Annotated in this window: 11 protein-coding genes and 1 pseudogene; 8 read left to right on the top strand and 4 right to left on the bottom strand. The window is 63.6% G+C overall.

The genetic code is table 11. The annotated features are described in order from the left end of the window. Nucleotides 1-78 precede the first annotated feature (78 nt). The 4 genes from KP003_RS20660 (at nt 79) to gdhA (ending at nt 5,575) form a co-directional block, all read left to right on the top strand. Nucleotides 79-885 (top strand): triphosphoribosyl-dephospho-CoA synthase, encoded by an 807-nt coding sequence (locus KP003_RS20660; RefSeq protein WP_216497018.1) that lies wholly within the window; start codon nt 79-81, stop codon nt 883-885. 123 nt (nt 886-1,008) lie between these two features. Then, the gene (locus KP003_RS20655) at nt 1,009-2,712 is read left to right on the top strand and encodes a DUF4388 domain-containing protein (RefSeq protein WP_216497019.1); all 1,704 of its coding nucleotides are present in this window, start codon (nt 1,009-1,011) and stop codon (nt 2,710-2,712) included. 87 nt (nt 2,713-2,799) lie between these two features. Next, nucleotides 2,800-3,870, top strand: coding sequence for a type IV pilus twitching motility protein PilT (locus KP003_RS20650; protein WP_216497020.1), 1,071 nt, complete (start codon nt 2,800-2,802; stop codon nt 3,868-3,870). A 355-nt stretch (nt 3,871-4,225) separates the two neighbouring features. Beyond that, nucleotides 4,226-5,575, top strand: a complete 1,350-nt coding sequence (gene gdhA, locus KP003_RS20645) for an NADP-specific glutamate dehydrogenase (RefSeq protein ID WP_216497021.1) — start codon at nt 4,226-4,228, stop codon at nt 5,573-5,575. Nucleotides 5,576-5,741: 166 nt separating this feature from the next. Here the strand turns inward: gdhA and KP003_RS20640 are convergent, their stop codons facing one another. Then, nucleotides 5,742-6,401, bottom strand: coding sequence for a YceH family protein (locus KP003_RS20640; RefSeq protein ID WP_216497022.1), 660 nt, complete (start codon nt 6,399-6,401; stop codon nt 5,742-5,744). Nucleotides 6,402-6,618: 217 nt separating this feature from the next. Between KP003_RS20640 and KP003_RS20635 the strand changes: the two genes are divergently transcribed. Further along, nucleotides 6,619-7,335, top strand: a complete 717-nt coding sequence (locus tag KP003_RS20635) for a lytic transglycosylase domain-containing protein (protein ID WP_236026671.1) — start codon at nt 6,619-6,621, stop codon at nt 7,333-7,335. A gap of 6 nt (nt 7,336-7,341) precedes the next feature. Here the strand turns inward: KP003_RS20635 and KP003_RS20630 are convergent, their stop codons facing one another. Together KP003_RS20630 and KP003_RS20625 are read right to left on the bottom strand one after the other, a co-directional pair. Further along, nucleotides 7,342-8,715 (bottom strand): LysM peptidoglycan-binding domain-containing protein, encoded by a 1,374-nt coding sequence (locus KP003_RS20630; protein WP_216497024.1) that lies wholly within the window; start codon nt 8,713-8,715, stop codon nt 7,342-7,344. A gap of 14 nt (nt 8,716-8,729) precedes the next feature. Beyond that, nucleotides 8,730-10,277 carry a hypothetical protein gene (locus tag KP003_RS20625; RefSeq protein ID WP_216497025.1) on the bottom strand — a complete coding sequence of 516 codons (1,548 nt, stop codon included), beginning with the start codon at nt 10,275-10,277 and terminating at the stop codon, nt 8,730-8,732. 193 nt (nt 10,278-10,470) lie between these two features. Between KP003_RS20625 and KP003_RS20620 the strand changes: the two genes are divergently transcribed. Genes KP003_RS20620 through KP003_RS20610 form a run of 3 tightly spaced genes read left to right on the top strand, consistent with a single transcriptional unit; the run spans nt 10,471 to nt 12,310 of the window. Beyond that, complete coding sequence (locus KP003_RS20620; RefSeq protein ID WP_239027579.1) at nt 10,471-11,181, top strand: hypothetical protein; 711 nt, start codon at nt 10,471-10,473, stop codon at nt 11,179-11,181. Further along, nucleotides 11,168-11,953, top strand: a complete 786-nt coding sequence (locus tag KP003_RS20615) for a rhomboid family intramembrane serine protease (RefSeq protein WP_216497027.1) — start codon at nt 11,168-11,170, stop codon at nt 11,951-11,953. Before KP003_RS20620 ends, KP003_RS20615 begins: the two co-directional genes overlap by 14 nt. A gap of 48 nt (nt 11,954-12,001) precedes the next feature. Next, on the top strand, nt 12,002-12,310 hold the full coding sequence (locus KP003_RS20610; RefSeq protein ID WP_216497028.1) for a hypothetical protein: 309 nt from the start codon (nt 12,002-12,004) through the stop codon (nt 12,308-12,310). A gap of 236 nt (nt 12,311-12,546) precedes the next feature. Here KP003_RS20610 and KP003_RS21740 read toward each other — a convergent pair. After that, nucleotides 12,547-12,618 (bottom strand): annotated as a pseudogene (locus KP003_RS21740) (hypothetical protein); the annotation flags it as partial. Nucleotides 12,619-12,944 lie beyond the last annotated feature (326 nt).

Below are 12,944 nucleotides of genomic sequence, written 5' to 3'. Positions count from 1 at the left end.
TACACATTCTCTTCTGCGGCGAAAAAATGCTATTATGGCACACATCGTCCAAGCCAAAACCGGAGCCTGACCCAAGAGATGACCAGCCACCTCCCCGAACTCGCCAAAAACCTGGTGCGCGGCGCCTTCATGGAGCTCTACCTGACCCCCAAGCCGGGTCTCGTCGACCTCTGCGACTGCGGCGCCCACCCCGAGCTCTCCGTGCCCCGCATGGAGGCGTCGCTGAAGATCGTCTCCCTGTACCTTATGGACCTGTGCGACGCGGTCCTTTCCGGCGAGGACCTGGCGGCCCGGGTGCGCCTGGGGGTCGCCGCCGAGCGCGCGGTCCAGAGGGCCGTTGGGACCAGCTGCCACAAGGGGTACATCTTCCTGGGGGGGCTGGTCCTTTGCGCCAGCGCCTGCGCCCCCGGCCGTGACGAGGCCAGCCTGCGCGCCTCGATCGCCGGTCTCGCCGAGCTCTTCTTCGAGCACGGGGAACCGGGTTCTGCGCACCGGGTGCGCAACCGTTTTCAGGGAGGTGGGATCCGCGAGGAGGCCCTGGCCGGCCTGCCCAGCCTCTTCGACGAGGCACTTCCCGTGTACAGGCGCGAGCTCGCCGAGGGAGGCAACCGCGGCAGCGCCGTGTTCGCCATGATGGGAAGGCTGATGCAGACGGTGGAGGACAGCACCACCCTGCGCAGCGGCGGCCGCAGCGGCCTGAAAACCGTCCGCGAAGACGGCCGGCTGCTGGAACGAATGGTGGCGCAACGCGACGATTTCCTTTCCTTCCTCGCCCAGCGTAACGCCCACTACGTAAGCCGCAGCCTCACCATGGGAGGGGTCGCCGGCCTGCTCGCCCTCGCCCTCGCCTGGCTCAGCCACACCGGAGAACTTGAGGCCGCCTAGCCCCCGCCCCCCCTTTCTGGCAATTCCCTAGCAATACCGGTTTACTTACCCCCGGTCACATGTTAGAATCTCCCCGCTTGACCCGCTCCACCTCACCCACCACAGGCAGACAAGGGTACCGGCATGTCCTTTGAAGGCGATTTGGAACACCTTCCCTTAGTGGATGTCATTCAGCTGCTGCACCAGACCGGCAAGACCGGCACCCTTACGCTGAAGAGCGTGAAAGGGGAGAGCCAGCTCGTCTTCCGTGACGGCTTCATCGTCAGCGCGAACCACGTCAACAACTCCATCCGTATCGGCCAGGTCATGCTTGACATGGGTCTTTTGAGCCGCGAGGCCCTTGAGAAGACCCTTGTCGAGCAGCGCAGCGCCGGCGACGACCGCAAGCCGATCATCCAGATGCTGATCGAGAATGGTACCGTCGAAAACCAGGCGGCATACCAGGGGCTCGAAGCTCTCATCGAGATGACCATCGTCGAGGTGCTCACCTGGACCCGGGGGACCTTCTGCCTCGAGGTGAACAAGGTCGTCGTCTCCGACGAATACCGCTACTTCCCCGAGCAGATCAACATGAACACGCAGAGTATCCTCATGGACGCCCTGCGCATCTACGACGAGCGCAAGCGCGACGGCACCCTCACCCCGGAGTCCATTTTCGGCAACCTCGCCGCCCCCGAAGCGCAGCGCGGCTCAGCAGCCGAGATCTCCGCCGCCGACCTTGGGCTTGAGGAATTGGAGGGGCTGGAGAGGCACATCCCGACCTTTTTCTCGGCGCTCCAGGAGGAGGTCCCCGACACCCCGGCCAGCCGGCTTCAGGGGGAACTGTCCGGGATCCCGGCCGGCGAGCAGCAGGAATTGTTCCGTTACCTGGAGCAGCTCTCGGGGCGTGCCCAGGAATCCGGCAGCGACCTCGGCGTGATCCTTCTCACCTCCGCGAAACTCATGCGCGAGTGCTGCTCCACGGTCTGCGGCCAGCGCTTCATCTGCGCCACGGACGATCCCGACCAGCTCGACCCCATCATCGACCAGGCGCTTTCCCGTGAGAAGTCCCCGCTGCTGCTGCTGGACGCAGGAGAGCCCTCCGGGAGAAATGGGCGCGACCTGGCTGCTTTACTCAGGCAAAACCGGGAGCGCTTTCCCGACCTCGCCATCGTGCTACTCGTCACCCCTGCCGACTACGCGCTATGCGCCGCCGCGCAGGAAAACGGCGTGACCGCGCTGCTGCCGCGCCCCAGCCGCGACCAGCGTCCCGACACCTTCATCTCCGACACCATCGACAGCTGCCGAGCCCTGGCGGCCTACCTGGAGCAGGACCACGGCAAACCGGTGCAAGACCTGTCCGGAAAATTCCGCGGCCAGTTTCTTTCCCTCGCCGAGCAGCGCGACCTTCCGGAGGTCACCTTCGCACTGTTGCAGGCGGCCTGCGGCGTCTTCCGCCGCGGGGTAACCCTGGTGGTGGTGCGTTCCGAGCTCATCGCCGAGCGGGCGATCGGGGTGGACGCCGCCGGCGCCGTCACCTCGGCCAAGCTGCGCCTGACAGCGCCTCCTGAGTCGCTGTACCAGCGCGCCCTCAACGGCGAGATCTGCTACTGCGACGCGGACCAGCCGCTGCGCGACACCATGTACGGGGCCATCGGCACACCCTTGACCGGCAAGGCGCTGCTCCTCCCCGTGAAGAGCTTCGGCCGCGTCATCGCCGTCATCTACGCCGACTTCGGCCCGGGGACCGGAACCGACCCGCAACTGCCGCTGCTGGAGATCCTGGCCCAGCACGCCGGTCTGGTGATCGACAACATCCTGTACCGCAAGCGCTGCGCCCAGAAATAGAGCGCCGGCCGCTCAAGCCCGTCGCCCGGCGCGCCGAAAAGAACACCCATCTTCAATTCAATTTGCTGCAGCAAGAGAGGGACAGCCATGGATGCCAAGATTTTCGTCCAGATACTGGAAATAGCCTTCAGCAAGAAGGTGTCCGACGTGCATTTCGAGGTGGACAACCCTCCCTTTTTCCGCGGTAAAGGGCAGATCATCCGCTCCAAGCTCCCCAACCTCAGCGCCGAGGATACCGAATTCATCGCCGCGCAGATCCTGACCCACCACGGCCGGCGCTGGGAAACGGATCAGAAGGAGTTCGACACCTCCTTCTCCCTCCCAAGCGGTGCGCGTTTCCGCGTCAGCATCTTCCGCCAGCGTGGCCATTTCGGCATCATCATGAGGGTCATCCCCGCCCACATCGGCACCTTCGAGGAGCTGCACCTGCCGCCGGTCCTGGGGGAGATCGTGAAGGCCCCCAACGGGTTGATCCTGGTGACCGGCCCGACCGGCAACGGCAAGTCGACCACGCTCGCCTCGATGCTGCGCTACATCAACGAGAATTTCAGCTACAACTGCATCACCATCGAGGACCCCATCGAGTTCCTGTTCCAGTCGGAAAAGAGCTGCATCATCCAGCGCGAGGTCGGGATCGACACCGACAACTTCAGCTCGGCGCTCAAGGCCGCGCTCCGCATGGACCCGGACCTGATCATGGTGGGGGAGATGCGCGACACCGACACCATCGAATCCTGCCTGATGGCCGCCGAGACCGGGCACCTGGTGATGTCCACCCTGCACACCCAGGGCGCGGTTTCCACCATCAACAGGATCGTCGGGCACTTCCCGCCGGACGCGCAGGAGATCGTCAGGCAAAGGTTGGCCGACATCCTGGTGGCCACCGTCTCTATCCGCCTGGTGATGAACAAGACCGGCGAGAGCATCATCCCGGTAATGGAGATCATGCGCGCCACCACCACCATCCAGAGCTGCATCCGTGAGGGGCGCCTGGACGAGATCGAGGCACACATGGAGAACGGCCGCAGCCAGTACCAGATGCAGACCCTCGACCAGCACCTGATCCAACTGCACGAACAGGAGCAGATCACCATGGAGGAGGCCAAGCGCCTGTCCCACTCCATGGACCTGGAGCGCAAGCTCATGTTCACCAACTAGATCCGCCGCACGGATCGTACAGGGGACCACGGATCGTGCCGCGGTCCCTTTTTTGCGCCTTGCACCCGCCGCACGCACCCATCTGTGTACTCTCAAAGATTAAAGAGAGTAACAAAAGTAATTCACACTTCTCCTGCTGATTAATTTATCGGCAACAAACCCCACCTGACCTCGTCGGTTTTGCCAACAAAATCAGCATCATTCCACCAATTGCACACTTTATGCACAGCACTGCCCAAAAATGGTTCATGACATGCATATCTCTGCGGCATATTTCAGCACGTCGTCTCCCCAACCCGACACAGCTGATGAAAGAGTGGTCAACCCACTCCTACAATGATCAAAGGAGGAATGTATGTCGCCACAGATTGACGAGAAAGTAGAGCCCATTTTTCAGGAAGTCCTGAAGAGAAACCCGGGCGAAGTCGAGTTCCACCAGGCAGTTCGCGAGGTCCTGGAATCACTGGGCCCGGTCCTTGTTAAACACCCGGAGTTCACCGAGCGCAAGATCATCGAGAGGATCTGCGAACCGGAGCGTCAGATCATCTTCCGGGTGCCCTGGCAGGACGACGCCGGCAACGTCCACATCAACCGCGGCTTCCGCGTCGAGTTCAACAGCTCGCTCGGCCCCTACAAGGGCGGCCTGCGCTTCCACCCCTCGGTCTACCTCGGCATCATAAAATTCCTCGGCTTCGAGCAGATCTTCAAGAACTCCCTCACCGGCCTCCCCATCGGCGGCGGTAAAGGCGGTTCCGACTTCGACCCTAAGGGGAAATCCGACAACGAGATCATGCGTTTTTGCCAGAGCTTCATAACGGAGCTGTACCGCCACCTGGGCGAGCACACCGACGTGCCGGCCGGCGACATCGGGGTCGGCGGACGCGAGATCGGCTACATGTTCGGCCAGTACAAGCGGATCACCAACCGGTTCGAGCCGGGCGTCCTCACCGGCAAGGGGCTCGACTGGGGCGGCTCCCTGGTGCGCACCGAGGCGACCGGTTACGGCGCCACCTTCTTCGTCGATGCCATGCTGAAGGTGCGTAAGGACAGCTTCGAAGGGAAGACCTGCTCCGTCTCCGGCTCGGGCAACGTGGCCATCTACACCATCGAGAAGATCCACCAGCTCGGCGGCAAGTGCGTCACCTGCTCCGACTCCAACGGGGTGATCTTCCACGAGAAAGGGATCGACCTCGAACTCGTCAAGCAGCTGAAGGAAGTGGAGCGCCGCCGCATCGAGGACTACGCCAAGTACCACAAGGACGCGAAGTACATCCCCAACGGCAACATCTGGGGCATCCCCTGCCAGGTGGCCATGCCCTCGGCAACCCAGAACGAGATCAACGGCAAAGACGCGGCCACCCTGGTCAAGAACGGCTGCGTCGCGGTTGGTGAAGGGGCCAACATGCCGACCACGCCGGAAGGGGTGAAGGTGTTCCTGGAGGCGGGCATCGCCTACGGCCCGGGCAAGGCGGCCAACGCCGGCGGCGTTGCCACCTCGGCGCTGGAGATGCAGCAGAACGCCTGCCGCGACGCCTGGACCTTCGAGTACACCGAGCAGCGCCTGGCCCAGATCATGAAGAACATCCACGACACCTGCTACGAGACCGCCGCCGAGTACGGCACCCCGGGCAACTACGTGAACGGCGCCAACATCGCCGGCTTCATCAAAGTCGCCAAGGCGATGGTGGCCCACGGCCTGATCTAGTCAGAGGCGCCGCTGGACCAGGAATAACGAAGAAGGCTCGACCGTATCCGGTCGAGCCTTCTTTTTTGGTCCTCCCGCTCCCGGGAAAGAAACGGCAATTGTCAATAACTTGTCCCGCTGTCCCCCTTTGCGAAGGGGAACAGCGGGATGACAACGTGGCGCCGGCCTATGAGAAGGCAGCCAGCAGTTCCTCCACCTCCCGGCTCAGCTCGGCGATCTCCTGGCGCAAAGTCCCGACCTCTTGTTCCAGGTGCTCCAGGCGCTCGTTGCCCGGCCGGAGCCTGGGAACCGGCGCGGCGCTCGGCTGCTCCGGCTCCTCCTCCGGAAGCTCCGGCATACCCGCGAAGAGCTGGGCGTAGCGTACTTCCTTGCGCCCGGCCTGGCGCGGCAGCCGAAGCACCAGGGGGGGGCCGTGCTGCTGCAGCTTGAGCAGGATGTCCTCGACCGCCGCCAGGTCGCCGACCTCAGCCATGCGTTCGCTGCGGCTGCGCAGCTCCCCCGCTGTCTGCGCTCCGCGCAGCATGAGCTCGGCGAGAACCGCGTGGGCGGGAACGGGCAGCCCCAGCTTGTCCCCCACGGAGTGGACGTACTTGTCGACACGCCCGCCGGTGGTGGTGAGACGCGCCAGCCCGCGTGCCCCCAGGGCCTCGAGGCCGCGCTGCAGCTCTGCTTCGGAGAGGCTCATCACCGGGTCCCGGTTCGACTTCTGGTTGCAGGCCGCGGCGAGCGCGTTCAGGGTGAGCGGGTAGTACTCCGGGGTGGTGAGTTCCTTCTCCATCAGGCACCCCAGGATCCTGATCTCCAGCTCGGTCAGGTTCATTCTCATCGGCTGCTCCTTTGCATGAAAATCGCGGCAGGCGCGACCGCAGTTGCAGGCGCCTCGCCCGGCAACGGTACTTTATCAGATGACATGCCCATTCGGAAAATGTATTATGAAGCGGAATTGCGCTCCGGCCGGCAGCCGTACCCGCCCGCCGGCATCCGCCCGTGCCAGCCTCACCCTCGGCGGCGGATGACTCCACCCCCCTGATGAGGAACCCGTGATGGGTAAAGCCAGACTGCTTTACGCGGCCGCCGCCCTGATGCTCGTAGCGGCAACAGATGCTTCCGCGTTCTGCTTCGAAGAAGCCGGCGTGGAATACGGCATCAACCCGCAAATCCTGCGGGCGATCGCCAAGGTAGAATCCAACTTCAACCCTGCCGCCGTCAACTACAACACCAACGGCACCTACGATTTCGGGCTGATGCAGATCAACTCCAGCTGGGCTCCGACCATCGGCAAGCAGCGCTGGAACTCCCTCGGTGACCCGTGCAACAGCGTGAAGACCGGCGCCTGGATCCTCTCCATGTGCATGGAGAAGTACGGTTACACCTGGAAGGCGATCGGCTGCTACAACAGCCAGACCCCGGACAAACGGGACCGCTACTCGAAAAAGGTCTTCGACCAGTTGCAGCGAGTGAAGCCGGTGCGGCAGGAAGCGGAGTACAGGCCTCTCAAGGACAGCCTCGAGGCTCTGGTGCGTCAGAAGGTGGACGGCTGGGTGGACGAGGCGGCGAAAGGGAAGAGTGACGAATTCAAGGAGAAGGTGAAGGGAACCGTGCCGACTCCCAAGGAAGTGCTGCAGCAAAAAGCCGCTCCCGCCGAGACCACCGCGAAGAGCGCTCTCCCACCGGCGACTCCCCCGAGCAACTCCATTTCCCAGGACAACATCGGCTACTACACCGAGGATGGGGAGCACTCGGCAATCCCCATCCCCTAGACATAGCTACCTGGCGCCGCATCCGGCGGGCATGACCCACTTGTGCCCCGGAGAAGGCGCCGTGTCGGTGATCAGGACGCGCCTCCCGGCCGCGTCGTCCTGCTGAACCAGGAACCCGTTCGCCTGCCTCCCCTCCTGCAGGATGTGCTTCCCGAAATCGGGCGCGATCCCCACCAGTTTGAACAACCTCTCCGTCACCGTCTGGAAATCCTCCTTCCCGGTCAGCATCAGCACCCGATACCCTGCTGTCTCCAGTATTCGGATCAGGGTGTAGTTATACGGGTCATTCTCGCCGATGCTTACGATGCAGCGGTTCCCCTTGTACTCGAAGTAGCGGTCGACCCTTATGCTGAAGGGAGTTGCGGAGCCTTCGGGGGACTGGATGATCTTGTTGCGGCTCCAGGCGGCGGAGATGGCGTTGAGCACCGAATCGACGACACTGCCGGCATCATGCCGGCTGACCGAGCAGACCCAGGTCGCCGCCTGGGGGATGGCCGGCACGGACGGCGCCGCGGCGACAGGAGGTGCCACCTTTGAAGGCGTAGCATCCGGAGCAGGAGCGGGTTTCCGAGCCGGTGCCGGTGCGGGTGCGGGTGCCGGTGCCGGTGCCAGTGCGGTTTTCGGGACCGGGACCGGTTCGGCCTTGGTTGCCGGCGCGGGCTGCAGGGGCGGTGCAGGCTTGGTTGCCGGTACCGGAGCAGGTTGCGGCTCAGCCTGAACCGGGGCCTTCTGGACCGGTGCCGGTGCAGGTGCAGGTGCAGGTGCCGGGGCAGGGACGGGGACAGCTTTGGGCGCAGGGACCGGCGCCGGAACAGGTGCGGCGGGCTCGGGGGCCCGGGGAGCCTCAACCGGTGCCGCTTTGGTTTCCTCGGGAGCCTCTGTCCGTTTTGCCTTGGAGGGCAAGGCTTCGGGACGCGTGCGTTCCTTCTCCTTCTTGGCCGGCTTCGCCTCGGCTTTGTGCAGAGCCGCAGCCGGAATCAGCAGGGTCCGCCCCACCTCGAGCGTCTTGATGTTCTTAATGTCGTTGAGCTCGATGATCTCCGGGACCAGGCGCTCGGCCGCCTCGTTGGACATGCCGAAATGGGTGACCAGGATCTTGAAGATGTGGTCACCCGGCTTGACGGTGTAGCGCACGTACTCCGCACCGGGAGTACCCTGCTCTTTTTTGGCCTCATGCTTGGCCTTCGCCTCCGGCTCTTTCTTTTTGGGCACCGGCTTGTGCTCCTTCGGGGCCGGCTTCTGGACGGGTTTCGGCGCCGCAGCCGGCTTTTGACGCTCCAAATCCTTGATGTCGATCTGGAATTCGGGAGTCGCGGCGTGGAGCCGGGCAGGGATCACCAGGAGCGCCAGGAGCAGTGCGGCCTTGTTGGCAGGGGTCATCGGGTTGCCTCTTTTCAAGGGTAGTAGACCACCAGGGCCTTCATCTTTTTATTGGTCTTATTGCGGTAGATCGTCAGCGCAGCGCCGCCCGGCGCCGCGCATTGTTCGACGAGGTAGTCGCCTTTGCCTGCGCTCGACTCGACGCGGTAGCTGTCCGCGCCGCCGAACTGGCGCAGCACCCTTTTGAAGAGATCGTCAGAGATCGTGCCGCCGGGCACGGGAATGACCTGGATGGCCCGATAGACGTTATTCTCCTTGAACAGCTTGTACTCCGCACGGATGCCGAGGTATCTCACCCAGCCTGGATTCTTCTTGCCGTACTCAGCATCCAGCTTGGTCCCTTCGAGCATGGCGGGGAGACCCTCCACACCGCGCCGGGGGGCGCTCTTGGCCTGGGGCTGCCCCCCCGGCTTGGCGCCGGGAGGCGTCGGCGGCTTCACCGCCGGGACGGGTGGGGTAGCTGGGGCCTTGGCTGCCGGCGGGGCAGCGGACGGCACCCCCTTTGAGGGTGCCGGAGCAGCGCCGGGGGCATGCACCGGGGCGGCCGGCGCGGAAGCGCTCGGGGCGGCCGGGGATGGCGCCGGTCTCACTGCCGGCTTCGCGGCCGGCATGGTTGCCTGCTCGGGGGCGGAATTCCTGCCGGCCAGGTACGACACCAGCGGAATGGCGATCAGGACCAGGGCCGGCACGATGAACAGAAAGGGCCGGCGCCGCTTCTTTTGCTCGACCCGAAGCAGCGCTTCGGCAACGGTCTCGCCGGTGTAGTAGCCGCCGCCCTCCTTGGTCGCCAAATCGAGTGCGGGGGGAGCAGGCGTGGCCTCCTCGAGGAGCTCCCTACCGGAGACCCCCTTTCTGACCTCCACGCGGTCTTCCACCTCCGAGAGCGCCGCTTCCATGGGGGCGTTCCTCCCCTCGGCCTGCTGCATGACCTCCTCGAAGGCGGAGACGTCGCTCTTGCCGCCCCCCCGCAAGGCAGGATACTCCCCCGCGCCTGCCGGCTCCACCGGCAGTGGCTGAAACTCAACTACCGGAGCAGGGGTGGCCTCTTCTGTCGGCTGCTCGAGGTCTGCCGGTTCCGGACACGTCGGCGCTGCGCCTTGCTGCGGGGCCTCTTCCTGCGCCGCGGCGGTGGCGGGAGCGGCTTTTCTCCCCTTGGATGGCGCGGGTCTGGCAGGCTGCGGCTCTTCCGGCGGCGCTGCCGCCAGGGGATCCCCCGCCAGCAGCGCCGCCACTGACTGCTCCAGCAGCGCATCATCCATGGTGAGGTCGAGCGAGACCCTGCCGTGCCTTTTGGCCTGGGCGGCATCCTCGCTGTCGCCGGCCAGCAGCACCAGCCCCCCCCCGGTGGGGAGCATCTTGTCCAGGTGACGCAGCAGGATGTCCCCCGAGAAACCGGAGATACGGCTTTGCACGAAGGTGATATCGGGGGAAAAGGCGGAGAGTTCGAACTCGCCCAGGGCGAGGGTTGACGCTGTCTGCAGTTGCAGAAGTCCCTGCTCTGACATGTCGTGGAAGATTCGTTGCACCCGCTGGGTGTCTGCGATGAGGAGGACGCGCGTCATGGGTTCCCTTGGTTTTTAGTGGCACATTTTAGGTTACGGGAGAGGAATAATCAATATTATTCGGTTCATGTGAGCAAGACAAAGATCGCCGTGAGCGCGCTATTGGTTGCGTTGCCGCCTGTAATTGTGATAGATTGCTGCCGGGCCGGCATTGGCGCAGTCACATCCCGAGGGAGTTGTAATGCAAGGCTTGTTGAAAAAACTGCTATGTGCACTCATTGCCCTGGTGCTGAGCGGCTGCGCTACTACCTACGTCCCCATCAGCTGGGGACAGGGTGACACCGTCAAGAAACTCTCGAAAGAGGACGTTTTCCTTGCCGCGCTTTTCAACCGCTACGACCCGGACCGCAGCACCGTTCGCGTTTCCGGCCCCTCGTTCGATGAGGTGATGATGCCCAGCGAGGTGAAATTTCACCTCGGCGCCTACCGCCCGGACATGAAGCTCATCTATCGCAATCTCTTTCAGCAGTACAGCGAAGGACAGCTGCGCTCGGTGATGCTGCACGAGTTGGCGCACCACGTCTGGTATACCGGCATGACGGCGCAGCAGCGTGAAGACTGGCGCCAGTACTTGGCCAAGAACCCTACGCCCATGCAATCGATGGTGCGCGCCACCTACAAGCAGGGGAGCGATTACGACAGCGAAGACTTCGCCTTTGCCGTGGAGTTCGCCCGGCCCAACGACTTGGAGCAGCTGACCATCCTCAAGGTGATCACCCCCGAGGAGCGCGACAGGATCATGAAGGAGAAGTTTCCGAAGAGTCCGGAACCACCCAAGGGGCCGCCACTGGTCCACACGGCGGAGGGGCCGCGCCCTGCCGACGACAAGGACCTGCCCCAGGCAACGCCACTGAAGAGCGCGAAGGACCAAAAGGACCGGACCCATCAGCATGAAATTTATTGACCGTTTGGAAAGAAAGATCGGCCGTTACGCCGTCCCCAACCTCACCATCTACCTGATCGCGGGGCAGTCGTTCTTCTACCTGATGTACATGACGGGGAAGCTGGACCGGATGGCCACCTACTTCTCCGCGGAGCTGTTCCTGTCCGGGGAGTGGTGGCGCATCTTCACCATCCCCTTCGATCCGCCGCAGTCCAGCCTCATCTTCACCCTGATCGCCTGGTATTTCTTCTACATGCTCGGCTCTACCCTCGAGGAGCATTGGGGCGCCTTCCGCTACAACGCTTACCTGGTGCTCGGCTGCCTGATCACCTTCGCGTCCTCTTTCCTGATCCCTGCGTATCCGGTCAGCAACGCCTTTCTCGCCGGCTCGGTCTTCCTCGCCTTCGCCACGTTGTTCCCGGAATTCCAGATACTGCTCTTCTTCGTGCTGCCGGTTAGGATCAAGTGGCTGGCGCTTCTGACCTGGCTTGGGTACGCCTACCAATGCATCATCGGCGGCTGGCCCTCCAGGGTCATGGTACTGGCCGCGATCGCCAACTACCTGATCTTCTTCGCCAACGACATCTACCTCAACCTGCGCCACGGCAAGAGGCAGCTCACGAAGAAGGTCGGCGGACTCCAGTTCCGTGAAAAGGAACTGGTACACAAGTGCACCACCTGCGGCATCACCGAGAAGACGCATCCCGACATGGACTTCCGTTACTGCCCCAAGTGCAACGGTCAGTATGGCTATTGCCGGGACCACATCTTCAGCCACGAACACAAGAAATAAACTACGCAGCACGCTGCGGACGCCCCGCGGGGCTACAGGAGAATCTAGATGCTGAACAAGCTGGCCGGCATACAGGGGAAGTTGAACAACATCGGCGACGAGGTCTACCAGACCTGGAGCTACGAGCAGCGCCACGATGAGATCGCCAAGCTGGTGCAGGGCTTCAGAAACGGCCTGCCGGTCCAGATCCTCTGCCAGCTCTCCGCCTCCATCGCCGGAGGGACCGCCGAAGCCGCCGAGCACCTCGCCATACTCATCTCCCGCCGGGAAAGAAAGACCATCGTGAACCGCGAATCCGGCTCGGACAAGGCACTGCGGGACCTGCTGCAGGCCACCCTGCTCCCCGCCAGAAACTGAGCCCGTCCCTACTCCTTATCCGCCACCGGCGCCGACCCGTTGATGATCTTCCCCGGCGCCGCATCGTCTTGTGCCAGCACGAAGTCAATTCCTGACACCATGTCCCCCCCCGGCGGCACCGTCACCCCGCGCGGGGACAACGCGTTCGCCTTCAGGCGCTGCACCTCTTCGACCGGTATGCGAACCAGGTACTTGCCGGGCCGTACCGTCTTGAAAAGGTAGTAGCCGCTCTCCTCCGACAGCGTCGTAGCCTGCAGCCTGCCCTGTTGCTCTCCTGCCCCGACCAGTTCCACCCTCACCCCCTTCATAGGCACCGCCCCCCCCCCGTGCCAGACGCACCGTTACCGTCCCGTCGATTTCGCCCCCGGTGGTCAGGGTGAACGCACACCTGGCAACCACCCCGGCCCTGGGTACGATGCGACACCCTTCCTCCGTGGGGACCATGAAAGGATCCTCGATCGAAGTCATATCCACCGTCACATCGACCGGGACGTCCGGCTGCAGGAAAGGGATGACCTGGGCGCCGGCTCCGTCAGGGATGGCCCTGACCCTGCTGCCGTTCAACAGGAAATCGACACGCGGCAACGCCCTGGTCGTGCCGTCGGGTTCGGCCACCGCGGCGGAAACCGCGATC

This window comes from Geomonas diazotrophica, from assembly GCF_019063885.1.
Classification (GTDB): Bacteria; Desulfobacterota; Desulfuromonadia; order Geobacterales; family Geobacteraceae; genus Geomonas; species Geomonas diazotrophica.
The sequence above is the reverse complement of the archived record's forward strand: the minus strand, read 5'-3'. Positions and strand labels throughout refer to the sequence as shown.